This is a genomic window from Streptomyces lydicus (assembly GCF_001729485.1).
GTDB classification, from domain to species: Bacteria; Actinomycetota; Actinomycetes; order Streptomycetales; family Streptomycetaceae; genus Streptomyces; species Streptomyces lydicus_D.
In genome coordinates this window covers 1271464-1294279 of sequence record NZ_CP017157.1, presented here as the reverse complement: position 1 = coordinate 1294279, position 22816 = coordinate 1271464, and the positions used below count along the sequence as shown (strand labels likewise).

The window sequence follows — 22816 nt, the reverse complement described above, 5'->3', positions numbered from 1 at the left end:
GTGGGGTCAGGCCGTCGGGGGTGGTGCGGTGGAACCCCGGATCTCGAGTTCCGGGGTGACGAGCCGGTGGGCGGCGGGGGCGTCCGGGTGCTCCATCCGGTCCAGCAGGCAGCGGGCCGCGCGGCGGCCGACCTCGTGGCTGACGTTGTTCACCGAGTTCAGCCAGAGGTGGCGGATGCGGGCGAGGTAGGTGTTGTCGTAGCCGACGAGGGAGAGGTCGGCGGGCACGTCCAGGCCCAGTTCCTGGGCGGCGGAGAGCGCGCCGACGCAGGAGATGTCGTTGAACGCGAAGACCGCGGTGGGCCGTTCGCCGCCGCGCGCCCCGGTGAGCAGCCGTACGGCGGCACGGTAGCCGCCCTCTTCGGTGCCGTCGCCGGTCTCCACGGTGGCGCCCGCGTCGAGGCCGTGGGCGCGTACGGCCGCCTCGAAGCCGCGTCGGCGCAGCTCGCCGACCAGACCGTGGCCGGTGAGGTGGGCGATGCGCCGGTGGCCCAGGGCGATGAGGTGCTCGGTGGCGAGCCGGGCGCCGCGCTCGTCGTCGTTGGCGACGATGTCGACGTGCGGCAGGCGGGGTTCGTGGTTGCCGGCGATGACGGTGGGCAGTCGCCCGGCGACCTCGGCGAGCCCGTCGGTGTGCGGGAGGGTGCCGACGACGACGAGGCCGTCGACCCGCAGTTCCTGGAAGGTGCGGGCGAAGCCCTGGCCGGACCGGTGGTCGAGACGGCCGTCGGCCATCAGCATCCGCAGGCCGTGCGCCTGCAGCAGGGAGTTGAGGCCGTCGAGGACCTCGACGAACCAGGGGTTGCGCATGTCGTTCAGCAGCACGCCGACGGTATGGGTGCGGCGGGCGACGAGGCTGCGGGCGGCGGCGTTCGGCCGGTAGCCCAGCTCGTCGATGGCGTCGAGGACGGCCTGCCGCTTGGCCGCGCTGACCCGCGGCGAGTCCTGCAGCACGAGCGAGACCAGCGATTTGGAGACCCCGGCCCGCTCGGCGACGCCGCGGATGGTCGGCGGGCGCGGCCCGCCTGCGGGCCGGACGGCTCCGCGTTCCTCTTCGGCGGTGCGCTCGTTGGACCGTTCCATGGACGGAGATCCTTCCAGCGGTCGGCGGCATCGTCAACGGGCGGGTCCGGCAGGACCCCTGACTGCCCCCGTCTGCCCCCACCTGCCCGTATGCGTCTCTGCACGTCCGCACCGGGCCGCCGGTCCGGACGTCCGCGCTCGGCCCGGCGGCCGCAACCGATGCCGGCCGAGGGATTGACATGCGGACATCAGGACATGCAGGGTGCCCGGAACGACACCGGGTTGGACCGTTCCAACAGATGGAGAGTCGTCACCTTCTCCTTCACCCCTCCCCTCCTCCCCTCCCTCCCCCTCCGGAAGGACCGAGCATGAAGATCGGCCTCATCGGTACCGGGCGCATCGGCGCGTTCCACGCCCGGACCCTGCGAAGCGTCCCGGGCGTGCGCGACCTCGTGGTCGCCGACGCCGACCCGGCGCGCGCCGTGGCACTGGCGGACACCCTCGGCGTGCGGGCCGCCGCGAGCATCCCGGAGATGTACGCGCAGGGCCTGGACGGCGTGGTGATCGCCGCGGCCACCAGCGCGCACGCCGCGCTGATCCACCAGGCGCTGGACGCCGGGGTGCCGGTGTTCTGCGAGAAGCCGGTCGCGCCGGACGTGCCGGGCACGGTCGGCGTGGTGGAGCGGGCGGAGGCCGGCGGCGTGCCCGTGCAGATCGGCTTCCAGCGCCGTTTCGACGCCGGTTACCGGGCCGCCCGTGAGGCGCTGCGCTCGGGCGAGCTGGGCTGGCTGCACACCCTGCGCGCCTGCACCAGCGACCGGACGCCGCCGCCGGCCGGCTACCTCCCCACCTCCGGCGGGCTGTTCCGGGACTGTTCGATCCACGACTTCGACATCCTGCGCTGGCTCACCGGCCGCGAGGTGGTCTCGGTCTACGCCCAGGGCGCCAACCGGGGCGCGCCCTTCTTCGCCGACGCGGACGACGTCGACACCTGCGCGGCGCTGTTGCGCTTCGACGACGACACCCTCGCCACCGTCACCGCGACCCGCTACAACGGCGCGGGCCATGACGTGCGGTTGGAGGTCTGCGGCTCCGAGGGCGCCCGGTTCGTCGGCCTGGACGACCGTGCGCCCCTGCCGTCCGCGGAGCCGGCGCTGTCCTGGCGGAGGGCGCCCGACCCGTACGCCACGTTCATGGAGCGCTTCCACGACGCGTACGTCGCTGAGCTGGGGGTCTTCACCGAGGTCGCCGCGGGCCGCCGGCCGAGTCCGTGCTCGCCGGCGGAGGCGCTGGAGGCGCTCTACGTCGCCGAGTCCTGCGAGCGGTCGCGCCGGACCGGTGAACCGGTGGCGGTCGCGGACGTCCGCGTCACGGCCGGGCCGGCGGCCCCAGGGGCCGGAGCGGCCGCGGGAGGCTGAGCGGTGTCGGGAGGCTGGGCGGTGTCGGGGGTGAGGAGGAATCGGGGGCGCGCGGAGCGGGCCACGGACGAGGTGCGGTCCGCAAGGGGGGCGCGGTCGCCGCGCCCCTCGCCGTCCCGTTCACCGCTTGCCTCGGGCCGTTCCCGCAGCGCCCGGCGGCGGGCGGCCCACTGGATCGCCGTACCCGCGGCGGCGACCACGCAGGAGACGCCCAGTCCGATGCCGGCGGCGTAGATCCGGTTGTGGACGGCCGCGCTGCCGAGGTAGCCGAGGCCGATCGAGTAGGTCGCCCAGGTCAGTTCGGCGATGCCGGCGCCGAGCGCGTACTTCCGGCGCGGGTAGCGCAGCACCCCGGCCGCCAGCGCCCCGGCGATCCGTCCGCTGGGCAGGAAGCGCACGGCGATGACGAACGGCACGCCGTAGCGCTCGACGTGCTGGGCGGTCCACTCCAGCAGCGCCCGGCGGCGGGGGCTGCGCCGCATCCAGCGGCGTACGGGTTCCCCGAACCGCCGGGCGGCGAGGTACATCAACAGGTCCCCGAGCAGGGCGCCGGCGGCGACGACCAGGATGACCTGGGGGAGGAAGAGTTCGCCCCGGGAGGCGAGGACCCCGGCGGAGACCAGCAGGGCGGAGTTGGGGACCAGTGGCGGCAGGGTCGTGAGCACCAGCAGGCCGTAGAGGGCCAGTACGTCCATCCGGCCGCCTCCTCGGATCCGCCCCGAGTCCGTACCCCAAGGCTGACGCGGGGCGGGGGACACGGCAACGCGATGGTGTGGCGAGGGCTTGGATTGATACCCCCTAGGGGTATACAGTGCGTAGGGTGCAGGAGGTACCGGCAGCCACTTGGGCCCCGTGCGTCCATCGCGACCCACCCGGCCCGTCGCGGCATTCCGATATCCGGCACCGCGGAGAACGCCTCCGCACCGACGGAACGCATCGGCATCACAAGGAGACTCCCCCATGACCGAGAACAGCTCCTGCTGCACCCCGCAAGGCTCCTGCCACTCCGGCGACTCCGCCGTCCAGGTCGGCGAGGTGACCACGACGTACCAGGTCACCGGCATGACCTGTGGGCACTGCGAGGGTGCGGTGTCGTCCGAGATCGGCGAGATCGCCGGCGTCAGCTCGGTGCAGGCGGTGGCGGCCACCGGGCTGGTGACGGTGACGTCCAAGGCCCCGCTGGACGAGGCGGCCGTGCGCGCGGCGGTCGACGAGGCCGGCTACGAGCTCGTGGGAGTGGCGGCCTGACCCGCCGCCCCACCCCCGTTCGCTCCAGCTCGTCAGGACTCGCGGGTGCGGGCCGGGACGCCCGTCGGCGGCCCGGCCCGCACCCGCGCGTTCAACCGGGTCACCGACCGCGCCGCGGGGCACGAATTTTCACGCGGTTCTTACAACTGACACAACACCCCCACCTCGGGGCACAACACCCATACCTCTGGAGCTCGATCTCCAGATGGTGACCCTTGACCGCATTCGCACCCATATGGCAAGAGACCCAGATCACACTCATTGGAACGTAACCATTGAGGGGGGTCGTGAGTCTAACCGGGCAGTGCAAGCACCCCGGCGGGGCTTGCACGGCACCAGCCGTGCCGATCTTGGGGATCGCGCCCGGCTACGCGTGGCCGGGGCGACGTGCCCGGGGAGCTTTGAGCGGCCCTCCCGATGTGCGCGTCCCGGCGGAGCGCGGTGCAACCCGGAACGCCCGGACGGATCCCGTGGGGGGAATCCAACCGGGACAGGGGAAGCGCCCCGCACTCTGGACCCGTGGGGGGATCCGGAGGCGGGGCGCTTTCGCTTTGTGCGCTCTTTATGCGGTCAGCCGCTTTGCGCGGTCAGCGTTCGGGGCAGGGCCTTCAGCGCTGCTCGACCGGCACGAAGTCGCGCTCGACGGCGCCGGTGTAGATCTGGCGCGGGCGGCCGATGCGGGAGCCGGGCTCCTTGATCATCTCGTGCCACTGGGCGATCCAGCCGGGGAGCCGGCCGAGCGCGAAGAGCACGGTGAACATCTCGGTCGGGAAGCCCATGGCCCGGTAGATCAGACCGGTGTAGAAGTCGACGTTCGGGTAGAGCTTGCGCGAGACGAAGTAGTCGTCGGAGAGCGCGTGCTCCTCCAGCTTGAGGGCGATGTCCAGCAGCTCGTCGGACTTGCCGAGCGCGGAGAGGACGTCGTGCGCCGCCGCCTTGATGATCTTCGCGCGGGGGTCGAAGTTCTTGTAGACGCGGTGCCCGAAGCCCATGAGCTTCACGCCGTCTTCCTTGTCCTTCACCTTGCGGATGAAGGAGTCGACGTCGCCGCCGTCGCGCTGGATGCCCTCCAGCATCTCCAGCACGGACTGGTTGGCACCGCCGTGCAGGGGGCCCCACAGGGCGCTGATGCCGGCCGAGATCGAGGCGAAGAGGTTCGCCTGCGAGGAGCCGACCAGGCGGACCGTGGAGGTCGAGCAGTTCTGCTCGTGGTCGGCGTGCAGGATCAGCAGCTTGTCCAGGGCGCTGACCACGACCGGGTCGAGCTCGTAGTCGGCGGCGGGCACCGAGAAGGTCATCCGCAGGAAGTTCTCGACGTACCCGAGGTCATTGCTCGGGTAGACGACGGGGTGGCCGACCGACTTCTTGTAGGCGTACGCCGCGATCGTCGGGAGCTTGGCCAGCAGCCGGATCGTGGAGATGTGGCGCTGCTGCTCGTCGAACGGGTTGTGGCTGTCCTGGTAGAAGGTCGACAGAGCGCTGACCACGGACGACAGCATCGCCATCGGGTGGGCGTCCCGGGGGAAGCCGTCGTAGAAGCGCTTGACGTCCTCGTGGAGCAGGGTGTGGTAGGTGATGTCCTGCTTGAAGGTGGACAGCTCGTCGACGGTGGGCAGCTCACCGTTGATCAGCAGATACGCGGTCTCGACGAACGTGCTGCGCTCTGCGAGCTGCTCGATCGGGTACCCGCGGTAACGAAGAATTCCCTGTTCACCATCGAGATAGGTGATCGCGGATTTGTACGCCGCGGTGTTGCCGTAACCGGAGTCCAGGGTCACCAGACCGGTCTGGGCGCGCAGCTTCGAGATATCGAAGCCCTTGTCGCCGACGGTGCTGTCGACGACCGGGTAGCTGTATTCGCCGTCCCCGTAACGCAGTACTACAGAGTTGTCGCTCACGTCATCCCTCACCGACGTTGTGCCTCTTCTTCGAGGTGCCCTGACTGCCTATACCTTCCCCCATTTGGACCTTGGTTGTGCACTCGGGGTCGGCCATAGGGCCTCTTTGCGGCACTCAGTGCCGCGTCAGTGTCCCATCCTGCTCCCCTTCGCGCCGATTGGGAAAGAGGAGTGGCATCACATCGTCCCGGCGAGCCGGTGAGCCAGCGCCGTACACCTCCGACCGGCGGATACCGTGCGTACGGCCTGTCCCAGGGCCTTGCGGGAGCCGACCAGGACCACCAGGCGCTTTGCCCGGGTCACGGCGGTATACAGCAAATTGCGCTGCAACATCATCCAGGCACTCGTGGTGACCGGAATCACCACCGCTGGATACTCACTACCCTGCGAGCGATGGATCGTCACCGCATAGGCGTGGGCGAGTTCGTCGAGTTCGTCGAAGTCGTAGGGGACCTCCTCGTCCTCGTCGGTGAGCACGGTCAGCCGCTGCTCGTCGGAGTCGAGGGCGGTGACCACGCCCACCGTGCCGTTGAAGACGCCGTTGCGGCCCTTTTCGTAGTTGTTCCTGATCTGGGTGACCTTGTCCCCCACCCGGAAGACCCGGCCGCCGAAGCGGCGCTCCGGCAGGTCGGGGCGGGCGGGGGTGACGGCCTGCTGGAGGAGACCGTTCAGGGCGCCCGCGCCGGCCGGGCCGCGGTGCATCGGGGTCAGCACCTGGACGTCGCGGCGCGGGTCGAGGCCGAACTTCGCCGGGATCCTGCGGGCCGCCACATCGACCGCCAGTCGCCCGGCCTCCTCATTGTCCTCCTCGGCGAACAGGAAGAAATCGGTCAGCCCGCTCGTCAGCGGCGGCACGCCGGAATTGATCCGGTGGGCGTTGGCGACCACACCGGACTCCTGCGCCTGGCGGAAGATCCGGGTCAGCCGGACCGCGGGCACCGTCGCGGGCTCGGCGAGCAGGTCCCGCAGCACCTCGCCGGCCCCGACCGACGGCAGCTGGTCGACGTCCCCCACCAGCAGCAGGTGGGCGCCCGGCGGCACCGCCTTGACGAGTTTGTTCGCCAGCAGCAGATCCAGCATGGACGCCTCGTCGACGACCACCAGATCGGCGTCCAACGGGTGGTCGGCGTCGTAGGCGGCGTCCCCGCCGGGCTTGAGCTCCAGCAGGCGGTGGACCGTGGAGGCGTCCGCCCCGGTCAGCTCGGAGAGCCGCTTGGCGGCCCGGCCCGTGGGCGCGGCCAGCACCACCTTGGCCTGCTTGGCGCGGGCCAGCTCGACGACCGAGCGGACCGTGAAGGACTTGCCGCAGCCCGGCCCGCCGGTGAGCACCGCGACCTTCTGGGTCAGCGCCAGCCGTACCGCCTCCCGCTGCTCGGGTGCCAGCTCGGCGCCCGTGCGGCGCGCCAGCCAGGCCAGCGCCTTGTCCCAGACGACGTCCCGGAACGCCGGCATCCGGTCGTCCTCGGTCCGCAGCAGCCGGGTCAGCCGGCCGGCGAGCGAGATCTCGGCGCGGTGGAAGGGCACCAGATAGACGGCGGTGACCGGCGCGCCGTCCTGCCCCGTCGGCACCTTCTCCCGCACCACCCCCTCCGGGTCCGCGGCCAGCTCCCCCAGGCAGTCGATGACCAGGCCGGTGTCCACCTGGAGCAACTTCACCGCGTCGGCGATCAGTTGCTCCTCGGGCAGGAAGCAGTGGCCCTGGTCGGTGGACTGCGACAGGGCGTACTGCAGGCCGGCCTTGACCCGGTCCGGGCTGTCGTGCGGGATGCCCACGGCCTGGGCGATGCGGTCCGCGGTCAGGAAGCCGATGCCCCAGACGTCGGCGGCCAGGCGGTAGGGCTGGTTGCGGACGACGGAGATCGAGGCGTCCGCGTACTTCTTGTAGATCCGCACCGCGATGGACGTGGACACCCCGACGCCCTGGAGGAAGACCATGACCTCCTTGATGGCCTTCTGCTCCTCCCAGGCGGCGCCGATCAGCTTCGTCCGCTTGGGACCCAGGCCGGGCACCTCGACGAGGCGCGCCGGCTCGCGCTCGATGACGTCGAGGGTGTCCGTGCCGAAGTGCTCCACGATGCGGTCGGCGATCCGCGGGCCGATGCCCTTGATCAGGCCGGAGCCGAGGTAGCGGCGGATGCCCTGGATCGTGGCCGGCAGGACCGTCGTGTAGTTGTCGCAGTGGAACTGCTTGCCGTACTGGGGGTGGGAGCCCCAGCGGCCCTCCATGCGCAGCGACTCCCCCGGCTGCGCCCCGAGCAGCGCCCCCACGACGGTCAGCAGATCGCCCGAGCCGCGGCCCGTGTCGACCCGCGCGACGGTGTAGCCGCTCTCCTCGTTGGCGTAGGTGATCCGCTCCAGGACCCCTTCCACCACGGCTCCGTTGACCATGCCCCGACCGTACCGCCGGGGTGTGACAACGCGCCCGCGAACGCGGGGGCGGGCAGGTTCCGGGGGGAACGCGGGGCCGGCGCGGATCGCCGTCGGAGCACCATCGAGGGGCCCGTCCGATGGTCGGGCCCCTCGATTCCCCCCTCCGCGCCGGCCCCGGATCCCCCCGGATCCCTCCCCTTATCGGGACCAGCGTCAGCTATGACTTTTGTGGGCCGCCAACGGTTGCACGTCCTCGCCGAGTTCTTCCCGCGTTGCCGTAAGTGCGATTTTCGCCGGTCATCCGACGTGCTCGCGGAAGCGGGCCACGACCTCGGCCAGCACGTCGGCGCCGTCCCGTGCCCACAGTGCCGGGTTGAAGATCTCCACCTCGATCGGCCCCCGGTAGCCGGCCGCCTCGACGCGCTCCCGGTACCACCGCAGATCGACCGATCCGTCGCCCAACTGCCCCCGGCCCAGGAGGACGCCCTCGGGCAGCGGGGTCACCCAGTCGGCGAGCTGGAAGGCGGCGATCCGGGAACGGGCGCCCGCTGCCGCGCCGCCCGCGCGGTCGATCTGCGGGCCGGCCGTGTCGTCCCACCACAGGTGGTAGGTGTCCACGACGACGCCCACCCGGTCGGCGGGGAACCGCTCGGCGAGGTCCAGCGCCTGCGCCAGTGTGGAGACCACGCAGCGGTCCGCCGCGTACATCGGGTGCAGTGGTTCGAGTGCCAGCCGCACGCCCCGCGCGGCGGCGTACGGCGCCAGCTCGGCGAGCGCGTCGGCGACCCGCTCCCGGGCGCCGGGCAGGTCCCGGCTGCCGGCCGGCAGGCCGCCGGAGACCAGGACGAGGGTGTCGGTCCCCAGGGCGGCCGCCTCGTCGAGGGCCGCCCGGTTGTCGTCCAGTGCCGCCGCCCGCTCACCGGGGTCGAGGGCGGTGAAGAACCCGCCCCGGCACAGGCTGGTGACCCGCAGCCCGGCGTCCCGTACGAGCCGGGCGGCGGCGCGCACCCCGTACGCCTGGACCGGGGCCCGCCACAGGCCCACGCCGTGGACGCCCGCCCGTGCGCACCCGTCGGCCAGTTCCGGCAGTGACCACTGCCGGACGGTCTCCTGATTGAGGCTCAGCCGGGAGAGCGCGGACGCGCCCGGGGACGGAGGAGGTGGCGGGGACGGTGCGGGGGGTGGGGAGTGCGGTGGGGGCGGGGGTGTGCCGGTGCTCATGGGGTGTCTCCTAGCGGCGGCCGCGTCCCAGGGGCCGTCTCCGCCATCCCGTGGACCGCGAGCAGCCGGCGCATCCGGGCGGCGGCCAGCTCCGGGTCGGGGAACAGTCCCAGTGCGTCGGCCAGTTGGTGGGCGCGGCGCAGGTGCGGCAGGGAACGGGCCGACTGCAGGCCGCCGACCATGGTGAAGTGGGACTGGTGGCCCGCCAGCCAGGCCAGCAGGACGACGCCCGTCTTGTAGTAGCGGGTGGGTGCGCGGAAGAGGTGCCGGGCGAGGGCGACGGTCGGGTCCAGGACGGCCCGGAAGGCGGCGATGGCGTCGGGGCCCCGTGCGTCGAGGAGGCGGACGGCGTCGGCGGCCAGGGGTGCGAGGGGGTCGAGGACGCCGAGCAGGGCGTCGCTGAAGCCGTGGTCGTCGCCGGCGATCAGTTCGGGGTAGTGGAGGTCGTCGCCCGTGTAGCAGCGCACGGTCGGCGGCAGCCGCCGGCGCAGCCGTACTTCCCGGTCGGCATCCAGCAGGGAGACCTTGACGCCGTCCACCTTGCCGGGGTGGGCGGCGATGATCCGGAGGAGGGTCTCGGTGGCGGCGTCGGGGTCCGGGCTGCCCCAGTAGCCGTGCAGCGCCGGGTCGAACATCGGGCCGAGCCAGTGCAGGATCACCGGCGTGGTCGTCTGGCGCAGCAGGTGACCGTAGACCTCCAGGTAGTCCTCCGGCCCGGTGGCGGCCGCGGCGAGCTGGCGGGAGGCCATCAGGACGGGGCGGGCGCCGGCGTCCTCGACGACGCCGAGCTGCTCCTCGTAGGCGGCGCGGACGTCCGCCGGTGAGGCGCCGTGGGCGGGCAGTTGGTCGGTGCCCGCCCCGCAGGCGAGCAGGCCGCCGACTGCGCGGGCCTCCGCGGCGGAGCGCCGGATCAACTCGGCGGCGGCGCCCCAGTCGAGGCCCATGCCGCGCTGTGCGGTGTCCATCGCCTCGGCGACGCCCAGGCCGTGCGACCAGAGGTGGTGCCGGAAGGCGAGGGTGGCGTCCCAGTCGAGGACGGGCGGGCCGTCCGGTGCGGTGTCGGCGCGGGGATCGGCGACGACGTGGGCGGCGGCGAAGACGGTACGGGAGCGCAGCGGGGGCGGGGTGGCCGGCCGGTTCACGGGCTCAGCTCCGGTACGTCCAGCCGGCGGCCCTCGGCCGACGAACGCAGTGCCAGTTCGGCCAGTTGGACGCCGCGGGCGCCGGCCGCCAGGTCCCAGCGCCACGGCTCGTCGCGCACCACGTGCCGCAGGAACAGCTCCCACTGGGCCTTGAAGCCGTTGTCGAAGTCGGCGTTGTCGGGGACGTCCTGCCACTGCGCACGGAACGGCTCGGACGCCGGGAGGTCGGGGTTCCAGACCGGTTTGGGGGTGGCGGAGCGGTGCTGGACCCGGCAGCCGCGGAGCCCGGCGACGGCCGAGCCCTCGGTGCCGTCCACCTGGAACTCCACCAGTTCGTCGCGGTGCACCCGCACCGCCCAGGAGGAGTTGATCTGCGCGACGATGCCGCCGGCCAGTTCGAAGATCCCGTAGGCGGCGTCGTCGGCGGTGGCGTCGTACGGGGCGCCCGCCTCGTCCCAGCGGCGCGGGAGGTGTGTGGTGACGTGTGCCTGGACGGTCCTGACCGGCCCGAACAGCTCGTGCAGGACGTACTCCCAGTGCGGGAACATGTCGGCCGCGATGCCGCCGCCGTCCTCGGCGCGGTAGTTCCAGGAGGGGCGCTGCGCCCGCTGCCAGTCGCCCTCGAAGACCCAGTAGCCGAACTCGCCCCGTACGGACAGGATGCGGCCGAAGAAACCGCCTTCGACGAGCCGGCGGAGCTTGCGCAGGCCGGGCAGGAAGAGCTTGTCCTGGACGACGCCGTTCTTGACGCCGGCTTCCCGGGCCAGCCGTGCCAGTTCCCGTGCGCCGGCGAGGTCGCCGGCGGTGGGCTTCTCGACGTAGACGTGCTTTCCGGCGGCAATCGCTTTCTTCACGGCCTCGACGCGGGCGGCGGTGACCTGGGCGTCGAAGTAGAGGTCGACGGTGCCGTCGGCCAGTACGGAGTCGAGGTCGCAGGTCCAGTCCCGTAGGCCGTGGCGCTCGGCCAGGGCGCGCAGCTTGTGCGGGGAGCGGCCGACGAGCACCGGCTCCGGCCAGACGACGGTGCCGTCGGCCAGGTGGAGGCCGCCCTGTTCGCGCAGGGCGAGGAGGGAGCGGACCAGGTGCTGGCGGTGTCCCATGCGCCCGGTCACGCCGTTCATGGCGATGCGTACGGTCGTGCGTGTCACGGCCCGGCCTCTCTCTGCGCTCTCGGCGGGATGGCTGCGCGTCGGCGGTGGAGCGGTGTGGCGGTGCGGCGGTGGAGCGGTTGCGGTGCGGCGGCGGTGCGGGGTGCGGCTCCTGCGGTGGCTCCGGGAAAGCGGGACAGCAAGCGCTTTCTGTCGGGAGGGACGCTAGCCTGCGCGGCAGGACACCAACAAGGGGGCGGGCGGGGCATGGTGAGGTCGCGATGACGGTCACGCTGGCGGATGTGGCGGCGCGCGCCCGGGTGTCGGCGGCGACCGTCTCGCGGGTGCTCAGCGGCAACTACCCGGTCGCCGAACGCACCCGCAGCCGGGTCCTGCGGGCCGTCGAGGAGCTGGAGTACGTCGTCAACGGGCCGGCGAGCGCGCTCGCCGCGGCCCGCTCCGACCTGGTCGGCATCCTCGTCAACGACCTCGCGGACCCGTTCTTCGGGATCATCGCGGGCGCCGTCCAGGAGGAGCTGAGCGGTGCGGCCGGGCCCGGTGGCGAGCAGCTGGCCGTGGTGTGCAGTACGGGCGGCTCGCCGGAGCGCGAGCTGCGCTACCTCACCTTGCTGCAACGGCAGCGGGCGGCGGCGGTGGTGCTGACCGGCAGCGCCTCGGAGGACCCGGAGCACGCCCGGGCGCTGACCGCCAAGCTGGCGCGGTTGTCCGGTGCGGGCACCCGGGTGGTGCTCTGCGGGCGGCCCGCGCAGCCGGCGTCGCCCGCCGCGGAGCCGCCTGCCACGCTCACCACCCTGGCGTTCGACAACCGGGGCGGCGCGCAGCGGCTGACCGCCCACCTCGTGGCGCTCGGCCACCGGCGGATCGGCTGTGCCGCGGGCCCGGCGGGCCGTACCACCACCGGGGAGCGGCTGGCCGGTCATCGGGCCGCGCTCGCCGCCGGGGGGATCGCGGACGCCCCGCACCGCACCGTGCACGGTGCCTACGACCGTGCCTCCGGTTACGACGCGGCCGTCGAACTCCTGCGCAGGGACGCCGGTCTGACGGCGATCGTGGCGGCCAACGACGCCGTCGCGCTGGGGGCGTGTGCCGCGCTGCGCGACCGCGGGCTGCGCGTGCCCGAGGACCTGTCCGTCGCCGGCTTCGACGATCTGCCGTTCAGCGCGGACGCGACGCCGGCGCTGACGACCGTGCGGCTGCCGCTGAGGGAGGCCGGGGCGCGGGCCGGCCGGCTGGTGACGGGCCGGGAGGAGCCGCCGCCGGGCGGGCTGGCGACGCTGCGGGCGGAATTGCTGGTGCGCGGATCGACCTCGGTGGCGTACCCTTGACTCAGTCAAGTGTCAGGGGGTCACGATGACGACCGAAACGGCGCCCGGCGCGCCCTCCACCACGACATCCGGCACCACATCCGGCACTGCGTCCGGCGGCGGGTCCGCGACAGCGCCCGGGACGGCCTCCGGCGGGCAGCCGACGCCCGCGTCCGCCGGCTCCTCGGACAGCGCCGCGGACGTCCGCGAGCTGCGCAGGTTCAACCGCTTCTACACGAACCTCATCGGCGCGCTCGACTACGGCCGGCACCTCTACACGCCCTTCACCCTCACCGAGGCCCGGGTGCTCTACGAACTCGCCCACCACGAGCGGGTGGACGCCGCGGACCTGCGCAGCTCGCTGTCGCTGGACGCCGGTTACCTCAGCCGGCTGCTCGGCAAGTTCGAGCACCGCGAGCTGATCAGCCGGGGCCGGTCCGAGGAGGACCCGCGCCGGCAGCGCATCACGCTGACCGAGGGCGGCCGGGAGGCGGCCGGCCTGCTGGAGGAGCGCTCGCAGGAATCCGCGGGGACGCTGCTCCAGGACCTTCCGCCGGCGGACCGGGCCCGCCTGGTGGCGTCGATGCGGACGATCCGCGCCGTACTCGGCGAGGAGCCGGCGGACACCGGGGCCCGGGACTCCCCCGCACCGTCGGTCACGCTGCGCACCAGCCGCCCCGGGGACCTCGGCTGGATGGTCGAGCGGAACGCCGCGCTCTACGCCGCCGAGTACGGCTTCGATCTGAGCTACGAGGCGCTGGTGGCCCGGATCGTCGCGGAGTACGCCGAGGACTTCGACCCGCGCCGGGACCGGACCTGGATAGCGGAACTGGGCGGCACGGGAGCACCTTCCGACGCGGAGCCCGCCGGGGCCACCGGGGCCACCGCGGAGCGGGTCGGCGCGGTGATGTGCGTACGGGACGGCAGGCCGGGGGTCGCCCGGCTGCGGCTGCTGCTGGTCGAACCCGGCGCCCGCGGGCACGGCGTGGGGCGTCAACTCGTCGACGCCTGCGTGGACTTCGCCCGGGAGGCCGGCTACCGGGAGATGGTGCTGTGGACCAACTCCGTACTCGGCGCGGCGCGCGGCATCTATCAGCGGGCCGGGTTCGAGCTGGTCGGCGAGTCGCCGCACCACAGCTTCGGCCAGGACCTGGTGGGCCAGGACTGGCGCCTGTCCCTGTGACGTAGCGGCGCGCCGCCGGGGGAACGGGTGCGCCCGGCGGGCCGGCTGCGGGTACACCCTCCGGGGAGACATGGACGCGCGCGGCCAGGGCACACGCTCGGGGATCCGGGCGCGACGAGGAGGAGCGCGATATGAGCGGCAGCGCAGGACACACGGACGGGCCGGCCGGCGGTGCCGGGGGTGGCACGGCGGGCGGTGGCACGAAGGGCCCGGCCGGCGGCGCGCCGGCGATGCGCTTCGCGTTCTCGACCCTCGGGGTGCCCGGGATGCCGGTGGCCGAGGTGCTGGCGCTGGCCGCGGAGACCGGCTACCAGGGCGTGGAGCTACGGGCCCATCCCGAGGAACCGGTGCATCCGCTGATCGGGGCGCGGGAACGGGCCGCGGTGCGCGCGCAGTGCGCGGCCACCGGTATCGAGATCCTCGCCGTGGCCGGGTACGCCCGGGTCGCCGCGGCCCGGGACACCGCGGGCGAGAAGGAACTCGCCCAGGAGCTGGACGAGCTGGTGCTGCTCGCCGCGGACCTGGGGGCGCCGTATGTCCGGGTCTTCCCCGGGGGAGGCGACCGCCCGGCGGCCGAGGCGGACGCCGATGCCGCGCGGCGGCTCGCCGCGGTGGCGCCGCTCGCGGCGGAGCGGGGTGTACGGGTGCTGCTGGAGACCCATGACTCGCACCGCACCGGCGCGGCCGCGGCCCGGGTCCTGGGTCCCGTGGGGCACCGGAACGTGGGCGCGCTCTGGGACGTGCTGCACAGCTGGCTCGGCGGTGAGGAGCCGGTCGACACCCATGCCGCGCTCGCCCCGCACCTGGGCTACGTCCAGGTCAAGGACGTCGCCTCCGCCGAGGACACCACCCCCCTGCCCCTCGGCGCCGGTGCGCTGCCGCTGGCCGACGTCCTGGCCACGCTCGGCGAGGACCCCGGAGAGCCGCGGGGCCCCGTGCCGACCCCCGAGAGCATCTACGACCAGGGCGCGGGCGGCTGGCTGTGCTGGGAGTACGAGAAGCGCTGGTACCCCGACGCCCCGGACCTCCCCGCCCTCCTGGCGCCGGCCCGCGCACACCTCCAGCAGCTCCTCGCCGCCGGGACGCCGAACCGGCACCGCACCGGCGCCTGACCACCCTCGTCCCGGGCCCACCCCCACCCCGGGTCCGACCGCGCCCCGCCCCGGGCCCCGCACGGCACCTTCCGCACCACCGGCAGCTCTCGCCCCGGCCCGCTCGCAGGCGCCGGAACCCATCCCCTCACACACCCGCGTCCGGTTCGCAATTGCTGGGCGCCACCTCGGATGGAGTGATTGACCGACAATAGTTTTCCGGCTATCCGTGTCTCCTTGGAAGTTTCCTTCAACGAGTCGAGGAAGCCCTCCGGAAGGAGCGCAGATGCACTCCAGACGTACCGTTCTGACCAGTGCGGCCGCCGCGGCCGCCGTCGTTGCCGCGGGTGCCGGCCCGGCAACGGCGGCGGCGCGGACCGCGGCCCCCGCCCTCGCCCTCGCCCACCAGCCCCTCCCCGATGCCGCCACCCGGACGCGGCTGCGCCGCCTGATCGCCCGTATGACCCCGGAGGAGAAGGTCGGCCAGCTGTTCGTGATGCGGGTCTACGGGCACTCCGCCACCGACCCGGACCCGGCCGACGTCGCGGCGAACCGGAAGGAGATCGGGGTCGCCAACGCTGCGGAGCTGATCGCCAAGTACCACGTGGGCGGCATCATCTACTTCGGGTGGGCGCACAACACCCGCGAGCCGCACCAGATCGCCGAACTCTCCAACGGCATCCAGAAGGCCGCCGCCGCCCTGCGCGTGCCGGTCCCGGTGCTGATCTCCACCGACCAGGAGCACGGCATAGTGGCCCGGGTGGGCGCGCCGGCGACGCTCTTCCCCGGGGCGATGGCGCTCGGCGCGGGCGGCTCCCGCGACGACGCGCGGACGGCGGGCCGGATCGCGGGGCAGGAGCTGTACGCGATGGGCATCCGGCAGGACTACGCGCCGGACGCCGACGTCAACGTCAATCCCGCCAACCCGGTCATCGGGGTCCGCTCCTTCGGGGCCGACCCGCAGGCGGTGGCCCGTATGGTCGGCGCTCAGGTGAAGGGCTATCAGGAAGGCGGGGTGGCGGCCTGCGCCAAGCACTTCCCCGGGCACGGTGACACCGACACCGACAGCCACGTCGGGCTGCCGTACATCCGGCACAGCGCCGAGGAGTGGGAGCGGCTGGACGCACCGCCGTTCAAGGCGGCGATCGCCGCCGGCATCGATTCGATCATGACGGCGCACATCGTCGTGCCCGCCTTCGACGCGAGCGAGGACCCGGCGACGCTCTCCCGGCCCATCCTCACCGGCATCCTGCGCGAGCGGCTGGGCTACGACGGGGTGGTGGTGACCGACTCGCTGGGGATGGAGGGCGTACGGGCGAAGTACGGCGACGCCCGGGTGCCGGTGCTGGCGCTCAAGGCGGGAGTCGACCAGCTGCTGAACCCACCGGACCTGTCGGTGGCGCACGGCGCGGTGCTCAAGGCCCTGAAGGACGGCGAGCTGACCGAACGGGACCTCGACGCGAAGCTGCTGCGGATCCTGCTGCTGAAGGAGCGGCGAGGGCTGTTCAAGGATCCGTACACCAGCCGGGCGGCGGTGGACCGGGTGGTCGGCACCCGGGGGCACCTCACCACCGCGGACCGGATCGCGGACCGTACGACGACGCTGCTGCGCAACGACGGTGGCGTGCTGCCGCTGTCGCGGCGGCGGGAGCGCAGGGTGCTGGTGGTGGGGGTGGACGCGGCCGCGCCCTCGGGGACCGGGGGGCCGCCGACCACGGTGCTGGCGAAGGCGCTCACCGATCTGGGCTTCACCGCCACCGCGCTGTCGACGGGCCCGACGCCGTCCCGGCAGCGGATCGACGAGGCGGTGGCGGCGCTCGGCGAACGGGACGCGGTGGTGGTGGCCACGTACAACGTGACCGCGCAGTCGGCGCAGCGGACGCTGGTCGGCGCGCTGCTGGGGACCGGCAAGCCGGTGGTGCAGCTCGCGGTCCGCAACCCGTACGACATCGCCCAGCTGGACGGGGTCAAGGCGGCCCTGGCGAGCTATTCGTGGACGGATGTGGAGCTGCGGGCGGCGGCCCGGGTGATCGCCGGGCGGCGGGAGCCGGTGGGCCGGCTGCCGGTCGCGATAATGCGTGCCGACGCCCCGGAGCAGGCCCTCTACCGGATCGGGCACGGCCTGTCGTACTGAGCGCGTCCGCACCGCGCACCGGCGGCGGCCCGGACAAGGGGTACCGGCCGGGTACGGCGCGCTCCCGGACGTCCGGGAGCGCGCCGTAGCCGTCACCGGCGTACGGCCGGGTGGCGGAAGGGCCTCACGGGCGCAGCATCGGCATCCGGCGGACCTCCTGCCGGTCCAGCTTCTTGTCGTACGGGGCCAGCGGGGTGGCCTCGACGCCCTCGGGGGCCGGGACGCCCGCCCAGTCGAGCAGCTCGGCGGTGGCCTTGGTGCGGTCGGCGTCCTTCAGCTTGGCGATGTTCGAGCCGTGGTTGCCGCCGGGGACGGTGAAGACGTAGGAGTCCCGGGCGCCCCTGCCGAGTTCGAAGTGCTCCGAACTCCACGGGTCGTACTGGCCGTTGACGAACATCATCCGGTTGGCGTGGTGCCGCACCCAGCGGTCGACGTCGGGCATCGCGCGCTTGTCGAAGCGCATCGGGATGTCCTTGGGGACGAAGCTGCGGGAGTTGTTGATGCCGGGGTACTTGAGCAGGCCGGCCAGGTTCGGGTAGCCGTAGCCGGGCTCCCCGAGCTGGGTGCCCGCCTGGTAGTAGTACGGCGTGTACGGCTCCATGCCCTGGTCGGTGTAGCTGTCGAAGCCGCCGACCTTGTCCATCCACTGCCACAGCCCGTCGGTGGAGACGATCGGCTTGGGAACCTCGGCGCAGGCGGTCTCGGCCGGCTGGTACTGCCAGAAGCCGAAGACCAGGTCGGTGACCATCACCTCGTAGGCCCGGTCGGCGTTGCCGACCTTGGTGAAGGTCTGCTTCTCCTTGTCGGCCCAGTCCTGGAAGCGCCCCACCATCTCCTTGCGGCGCAGCAGGGCCTCGCGTTCGATCGCGGCGAGGTCGGCGCGGCACTGCGCGGTACCGACGGTCCTGAAGAACCGGTCGTAGGCGGAGTCCTCGTCGTTGCGCACGTCGTTCGGCGCGACGTAGGCGACGGTGCCGTTCATGTCGTGCGGGAAGAAGCGGCGGTAGTAGGTGGCGGTCATGCCGCCCTTGCTGCCGCCGGTGGCTATCCAGTTCTTGCCGTAGATGCGGTGCAGGGCCTGGAATATGCGGTGCTGGTCGGTGGCGGCCTGCCGGATGTCGAGCTTCTTCCAGTCGGTGGGCGTGGGCCGCGACGGGGTGAAGTAACGGTATTCCAGCGAGACTTGATTGCCGTCGATGATCTTCGTGGGTTCACTGCGGGACGGCGTGGTGCTGACGTTGTAACCCGAGGTGAAGAACACCGTCGGGCGGTCCACCGACTTGTGCAGCACGGTCAGCCGCTGCTGGAAGGTCCCCTCGGCGGGGTGCCGGTGGTCAACCGGCTGGGTGTAGTTCAGGACGAAGTACCGGTAGCCGTCGACCGGCTTCTCCTCGATGAGGCTCATGCCCGGGATCGCCAGGATGCGGTCCTTGATGTCCTCGGTCTTCGGCTCGGCGGCGGTGGCCGCTCCCGCCGGTATGCTGCCGGCGCCCGCCGTGCCTATGAGCACCGCGAGCGACAGCAGCCATCTGGTGGCCTTGCGCATGCACCCTCCCCTTGGGATAGCAAAGGTCGGGCTGAACCTATCGGCGGGACACGGACGCCACCAGCCCTCGGGGGCCGTCCGGCGGATCTTCGCGGGACGGCCCCCGGGGACGGGTGGCCCGGCCGGGGCGTCAGGCCACCAGTTCCTCCTCCTCGCCGGTGAAGGTGCGCCACAGCTCCGCGTAGCGGCCGTTGCGGGCCAGCAGCTGGGCGTGGCTGCCGTCCTCGGCGACCCGGCCGTGGTCGAGGACCACGACGCGGTCGGCGCGGGCGGCGGTGGTCAGGCGGTGGGCGACGACCAGGGTCGTGCGGCGGCCGGCGAGGCGGTCGGTGGCCTGGTTGACGACGGCTTCGGTGGCCAGGTCCAGGGCCGCGGTCGCCTCGTCCAGCAACAGCACGTCCGGGTCGACGAGTTCGGCGCGGGCCAGCGCCAGCAGCTGGCGCTGGCCGGCGGAGAGGTTGCGGCCGCGCTCGGCGACCTCGTGGAGGTAGCCGCCGTCCAGGGTGGCGATCATGGCGTGCGCGCCGACCGCGCGGGCGGCGGCCTCCACCTCGGCGTCGGTGGCGTCCGGGCGGCCGTAGGCGATGGCGTCCCGGACGGTGCCGGCGAACAGGTAGGGCTCCTGGGGGACCACGCCGAGGCGGTGGCGGTAGCCCGTCAGGTCCAGTTCGCGCAGGTCGGTGCCGTCGACCCGGACCGCGCCGGAGGACGGGTCGTAGTACCGGGCGACCAGCTTGACCAGGGTGGACTTGCCGGCGCCGGTCTCGCCGACGAAGGCCACCGTCTGGCCGGCCGGTATGGCGAGGTCTATGCCGGCCAGCGCCGGCTCCGTGCTCCCGCCGTAGTGGAAGTGGACGTCGTCGAAGGTGATCTCGCCGCGCAGGGCGGGCACCGCGCGGGGCCGCTCGGCCACCGGGGTGGTGGTGGGCTCGCGCAGCAGTTCCTGGATGCGGCCGAGCGAGACGGACGCCTGCTGGTAGCCGTCGAAGACCTGGGACAGCTGCTGCACGGGGGCGAAGAACAGGTCGATGTAGAGGAGGTAGGCGACCAGGGCACCGGCCGTCAGGGTGTCGTGGGCGACCCGGTCCGCGCCGACGATCAGCACCAGCGCGGCCGCCACCGAGGACAGCAGCTGCACGAACGGGAAGTAGACGGAGATCAGGAACTGGCCGCGGATGCGGGCCGCGCGGTAGGCGTCGCTGCGCCCGGCGAACCGCTGCTCACCGCTGCGCTCGCGCCGGAACGCCTGGACGATGCGCAGCCCGGCGACGCTCTCCTGGAGGTCGCCGTTGACCACGCTGATCCGCTCGCGGGCCAGCTCGTACGCCTTGACGCTCTGCTTGCGGAAGAAGTACGTGCCGATGATCAGCGGCGGGAGGGTGGCGAAGACGACGAGGGCCAGCTGGACGTCGATGGCGAGCAGCGCGACGAGGATGCCGAAGAACGTCAGCATCGAGACCAGGGCGGTGACCAGGCCGGTCTGCAGGAATGTCGACAAGGCGTCGATGTCGGTCGTCATCCTGGTCATGATCTTGCCGGTCAGCTCGCGCTCGTAGTAGTCGAGGCCGAGGCGCTGCAGCTGCGCGAAGATCTTGAGGCGGAGCGAGTAGAGGACCCGCTCGCCGGTGCGTCCGGTCAGGCGGTTGCCGCCGATCTGGGCGGCCCACTGGGCGAGGACCACGCACAGCGCGAGCAGCGCGGCCGTCCAGACGCCGGCCAGCACGCCGCGCCGGACGCCCTCGTCGATGCCCTGCCGGATCAGGACCGGCAGCAGCAGCCCGGCCAGGGCGTCCACCGCGACCAGTGCCAGGGCGAAGGCCAGCGGCCGGCCGAAGCCGTGCAGCAGCCGGCGCAGGCCGTAGGCGCGCTCGGGGCGCACCGCCCGGTCCTCGTCGACGGCGGGGATGTCCTCGGCCGGCGGCAGCGCGGCGACCTGGGCGAGGAGTTCGGGGGTGGCCGGCATGCCGGCCATCGCGGCGCCGAGACCGGGTCCGGCGGCGGCCGTGCGGGGCCCCACGCCGGCGCCGCCCGCCTCGGCGTCCTGCTCGCGGCGGACCCACAGCTCGGGGGTGACGGCGCCGGTCCCGCCGTCGGGCTCGCCGTCCGGCCCGGCGTCGAAGCCGTCCGGCCGGCCGGGACCGGCGGCGTCCACTGCGTACGCGTGGTCCAGCAGCCCTCCCCCACTCTCGGCTCCGCTTGAGCGGGGGGACCCCCATGCGGCGAACTCGCCGTCGAAGGCGCCGGCCAGCTCGCCGGCCGGGTCCCGCTCGACACCGCCCAGTTCCTCGGGGTCGGTCAGCAGCCTGCGGTAGAGCGGACATCGCTCCGCCAGCTCGTCCTGGGTGCCGATGTCGACCAGCCGCCCCTCGTCGAGGACGGCGACCCGGTCGGCGAGCGCGAGGGTGGAGGCGCGGTGCGCGATGAGCAGGGTCGTACGGCCCGCCATGACGCCGCGCAGGGCCTCGTGGATCTCGTGCTCCACCCGGGCGTCGACCGCCGAGGTCGCGTCGTCCAGGACCAGCAGCCGGGGGTCGGTGAGGATGGCGCGGGCCAGCGCGACGCGCTGCCGCTGGCCGCCCGAAAGGGTCAGTCCCTGCTCCCCGACCGTGGTGTCGTAGCCGTCGGGGAGCTCCGATATGAAGCCGTCCGCCTGGGCGGCGCGGGCCGCGGCGCGCACCTCCTCGTCGGTGGCGTCGGGATGGCCGTAGGCGATGTTGTCGCGTATCGAGTCGGAGAACAGGAAGCTGTTCTCGGGGACCAGGCCGATGGCGGCGCGCAGCGACGCGAGGGTCAGCCCGCGCACGTCGTGGCCGCCGACCAGGACCCGGCCGGCGGAGACGTCGTAGAAGCGGGGCAGCAGCAGGGAGACGGTGGACTTGCCGCTGCCGGACGTGCCGACCACGGCGACCGTCTCGCCGGCTTCGATGCGCAGCGAGAAGTCGCTCAGGACGGGCCGCGGGGCGCGGGGGCCGTCGTCGTGCCCCGCCGCGTCATCGGGGCCGTGGCCGGGGTGCAGCGGGGCGTAGGCGAAGGTCACCCGGTCGAATTCGACGGTGGCGGGGGTGTCCGCGGGCAATTCGTGGGCGTCCGCCCGCTCCTCGATCGACGGCTCGGTGTCGATCAGCTCGTAGACCCGCTCGACGCCGGCCCGGGCCTGCTGCCCGACGGTGAGCATCATCGCGAGCATCCGGACCGGTCCGACCAGCTGCGCGAGGTAGGTGGAGAAGGCGACGAAGGTGCCCAGGGTGACCTGCCCCTGGGTGGCCATCCAGCCGCCGAGAGCGAGCATCGCGACCTGGCCGAGGGCCGGTACGGCCTGCAGGGCGGGGGTGTAGCGGGCGTTGAGCCGGACCGTGCGCAGCCGGCCGGCGAACAGCCGGCGGCCGACCTCGCGCAGCTTGGCGGTCTCCTGGTCCTCCTGCCCGAAGCCCTTGACGACCCGGACGCCGGAGACCGCGCCGTCCACCACGCCGGCGACCGCGGCCGCCTGGCCCTGGGCGTACCAGGTGGCGGGGAACAGCCGGTTCCGGCTGCGCTTGGCGATCAGCCACAGGGCGGGGGCGACGGCCAGCGCGACGACGGTGAGCAGCGGCGACAGCACCGCCATCACGACCAGCGAGATCACGAACAGCAGCACGCTGCCGATCATCATCGGCACCATGAACAGCAGGCTCTGGATCAGCTGGAGGTCACTGGTGGCGCGACCCACGACCTGACCGGTGCTCAGCTCGTCCTGGCGCCGCCCGTCGAGGCGGGCTATCGCGGCGAACATCCTGGTGCGCAGGTCGTGCTGGATGTCCAGGGCGAGCCGGCCGCCGTAGAAGCGCCGGAGGTAGGTCAGGACGTAGACCACGACCGCGGCGAGGACCAGCAGGCTCGCCCAGGGGGCGAGGGCGCGGTCGTGACGGACGATGACGTCGTCGATGATCAGCTTCGGTACGAGCGGGACCAGCGCCAGCACGGCCATCCCGCCGAGCGAGGAGCCGAGGGCCAGCAGCACGTCCTTCCGGTACTGCCAGCAGTCGCGGATCAGCCGCCGCGCCCAGCCCACTCGTTCCGTATCCGTCCCCGCCACCCGTTGCCTCCCACCCGTCGACGTCTGTCGCAAGGCGTCAACGACACGGGCGGC

At 73.0% G+C, this 22816-nt stretch carries 15 protein-coding genes; 6 read left to right on the top strand and 9 right to left on the bottom strand.

The annotated features are described in order from the left end of the window. Positions 1-6 precede the first annotated feature (6 nt). Entirely contained in the window at positions 7-1083 is a 1077-nt protein-coding gene (locus SL103_RS05560) for a LacI family DNA-binding transcriptional regulator (protein ID WP_079145581.1), read from the bottom strand. 308 nt (positions 1084-1391) lie between these two features. On the opposite strand from SL103_RS05560, the gene SL103_RS05555 reads away from it, so the two are divergent. Continuing rightward, positions 1392-2441 carry a Gfo/Idh/MocA family protein gene (locus tag SL103_RS05555; protein ID WP_069567649.1) on the top strand — a complete coding sequence of 350 codons (1050 nt, stop codon included), beginning with the start codon at positions 1392-1394 and terminating at the stop codon, positions 2439-2441. On the opposite strand, the gene SL103_RS05550 is transcribed toward SL103_RS05555, so the two are convergent. Continuing rightward, on the bottom strand, positions 2324-3136 hold the full coding sequence (locus tag SL103_RS05550; RefSeq protein ID WP_244303848.1) for a DedA family protein: 813 nt from the start codon (positions 3134-3136) through the stop codon (positions 2324-2326). The genes SL103_RS05555 and SL103_RS05550 overlap by 118 nt on opposite strands. Before the next feature lie 265 nt (positions 3137-3401). Here SL103_RS05550 and SL103_RS05545 point away from each other — a divergent pair, with 265 nt between their 5' ends. Beyond that, positions 3402-3689, top strand: a complete 288-nt coding sequence (locus SL103_RS05545) for a heavy-metal-associated domain-containing protein (protein ID WP_069567648.1) — start codon at positions 3402-3404, stop codon at positions 3687-3689. 608 nt (positions 3690-4297) lie between these two features. Here SL103_RS05545 and SL103_RS05540 read toward each other — a convergent pair. The 5 genes from SL103_RS05540 to SL103_RS05520 all read right to left on the bottom strand — a co-directional run bounded on the left by SL103_RS05540 (position 4298) and on the right by SL103_RS05520 (position 11468). Continuing rightward, positions 4298-5587 carry a citrate synthase gene (locus SL103_RS05540; protein WP_069567647.1) on the bottom strand — a complete coding sequence of 430 codons (1290 nt, stop codon included), beginning with the start codon at positions 5585-5587 and terminating at the stop codon, positions 4298-4300. Positions 5588-5764: 177 nt separating this feature from the next. Then, entirely contained in the window at positions 5765-7975 is a 2211-nt protein-coding gene (gene recD2, locus SL103_RS05535; protein ID WP_069567646.1) for an SF1B family DNA helicase RecD2, read from the bottom strand. 279 nt (positions 7976-8254) lie between these two features. Further along, entirely contained in the window at positions 8255-9178 is a 924-nt protein-coding gene (locus SL103_RS05530; RefSeq protein ID WP_244303847.1) for a sugar phosphate isomerase/epimerase family protein, read from the bottom strand. Then, a complete protein-coding gene (locus SL103_RS05525) occupies positions 9175-10320 on the bottom strand; it encodes a dihydrodipicolinate synthase family protein (RefSeq protein ID WP_069567645.1) in 1146 nt (381 codons plus the stop codon). Before SL103_RS05525 ends, SL103_RS05530 begins: the two co-directional genes overlap by 4 nt. Continuing rightward, entirely contained in the window at positions 10317-11468 is a 1152-nt protein-coding gene (locus SL103_RS05520; protein WP_069567644.1) for a Gfo/Idh/MocA family protein, read from the bottom strand. Before SL103_RS05520 ends, SL103_RS05525 begins: the two co-directional genes overlap by 4 nt. A 221-nt stretch (positions 11469-11689) precedes the next feature. Between SL103_RS05520 and SL103_RS05515 the strand changes: the two genes are divergently transcribed. From SL103_RS05515 to SL103_RS05500, 4 genes are all read left to right on the top strand, one after another. Then, positions 11690-12754 carry a LacI family DNA-binding transcriptional regulator gene (locus tag SL103_RS05515; RefSeq protein ID WP_069567643.1) on the top strand — a complete coding sequence of 355 codons (1065 nt, stop codon included), beginning with the start codon at positions 11690-11692 and terminating at the stop codon, positions 12752-12754. Between the two features lie 25 nt (positions 12755-12779). Continuing rightward, a complete protein-coding gene (locus tag SL103_RS05510) occupies positions 12780-13916 on the top strand; it encodes a bifunctional helix-turn-helix transcriptional regulator/GNAT family N-acetyltransferase (RefSeq protein WP_079145580.1) in 1137 nt (378 codons plus the stop codon). Between the two features lie 230 nt (positions 13917-14146). Further along, positions 14147-15028: a sugar phosphate isomerase/epimerase family protein gene (locus SL103_RS05505; protein ID WP_069573440.1), complete on the top strand. Its 882-nt coding sequence runs from the start codon at positions 14147-14149 to the stop codon at positions 15026-15028. 265 nt (positions 15029-15293) lie between these two features. After that, positions 15294-17141 (top strand): glycoside hydrolase family 3 protein, encoded by a 1848-nt coding sequence (locus SL103_RS05500; RefSeq protein WP_069567642.1) that lies wholly within the window; start codon positions 15294-15296, stop codon positions 17139-17141. A 124-nt stretch (positions 17142-17265) separates the two neighbouring features. On the opposite strand, the gene SL103_RS05495 is transcribed toward SL103_RS05500, so the two are convergent. Both SL103_RS05495 and SL103_RS05490 read right to left on the bottom strand, forming a co-directional pair. Then, positions 17266-18687, bottom strand: coding sequence for a S28 family serine protease (locus SL103_RS05495; RefSeq protein WP_069567641.1), 1422 nt, complete (start codon positions 18685-18687; stop codon positions 17266-17268). A 130-nt stretch (positions 18688-18817) separates the two neighbouring features. Further along, positions 18818-22762 (bottom strand): ABC transporter ATP-binding protein, encoded by a 3945-nt coding sequence (locus SL103_RS05490; protein ID WP_069567640.1) that lies wholly within the window; start codon positions 22760-22762, stop codon positions 18818-18820. Positions 22763-22816: the final 54 nt, after the last annotated feature.

Coding starts and splice junctions, on each gene's coding strand:
- recD2 (WP_069567646.1), bottom strand. CDS start 7,975: ATGGTCAACGGAGCCGTGGTGGAAGGGGTCCTGGAGCGGATCACCTAC.
- SL103_RS05505 (WP_069573440.1), top strand. CDS start 14,147: ATGCGCTTCGCGTTCTCGACCCTCGGGGTGCCCGGGATGCCGGTGGCC.
- SL103_RS05500 (WP_069567642.1), top strand. CDS start 15,294: ATGCACTCCAGACGTACCGTTCTGACCAGTGCGGCCGCCGCGGCCGCC.
- SL103_RS05495 (WP_069567641.1), bottom strand. CDS start 18,687: ATGCGCAAGGCCACCAGATGGCTGCTGTCGCTCGCGGTGCTCATAGGC.
- SL103_RS05510 (WP_079145580.1), top strand. CDS start 12,780: ATGACGACCGAAACGGCGCCCGGCGCGCCCTCCACCACGACATCCGGC.
- SL103_RS05560 (WP_079145581.1), bottom strand. CDS start 1,083: ATGGAACGGTCCAACGAGCGCACCGCCGAAGAGGAACGCGGAGCCGTC.
- SL103_RS05545 (WP_069567648.1), top strand. CDS start 3,402: ATGACCGAGAACAGCTCCTGCTGCACCCCGCAAGGCTCCTGCCACTCC.
- SL103_RS05550 (WP_244303848.1), bottom strand. CDS start 3,136: ATGGACGTACTGGCCCTCTACGGCCTGCTGGTGCTCACGACCCTGCCG.
- SL103_RS05555 (WP_069567649.1), top strand. CDS start 1,392: ATGAAGATCGGCCTCATCGGTACCGGGCGCATCGGCGCGTTCCACGCC.
- SL103_RS05530 (WP_244303847.1), bottom strand. CDS start 9,178: ATGAGCACCGGCACACCCCCGCCCCCACCGCACTCCCCACCCCCCGCA.
- SL103_RS05515 (WP_069567643.1), top strand. CDS start 11,690: ATGACGGTCACGCTGGCGGATGTGGCGGCGCGCGCCCGGGTGTCGGCG.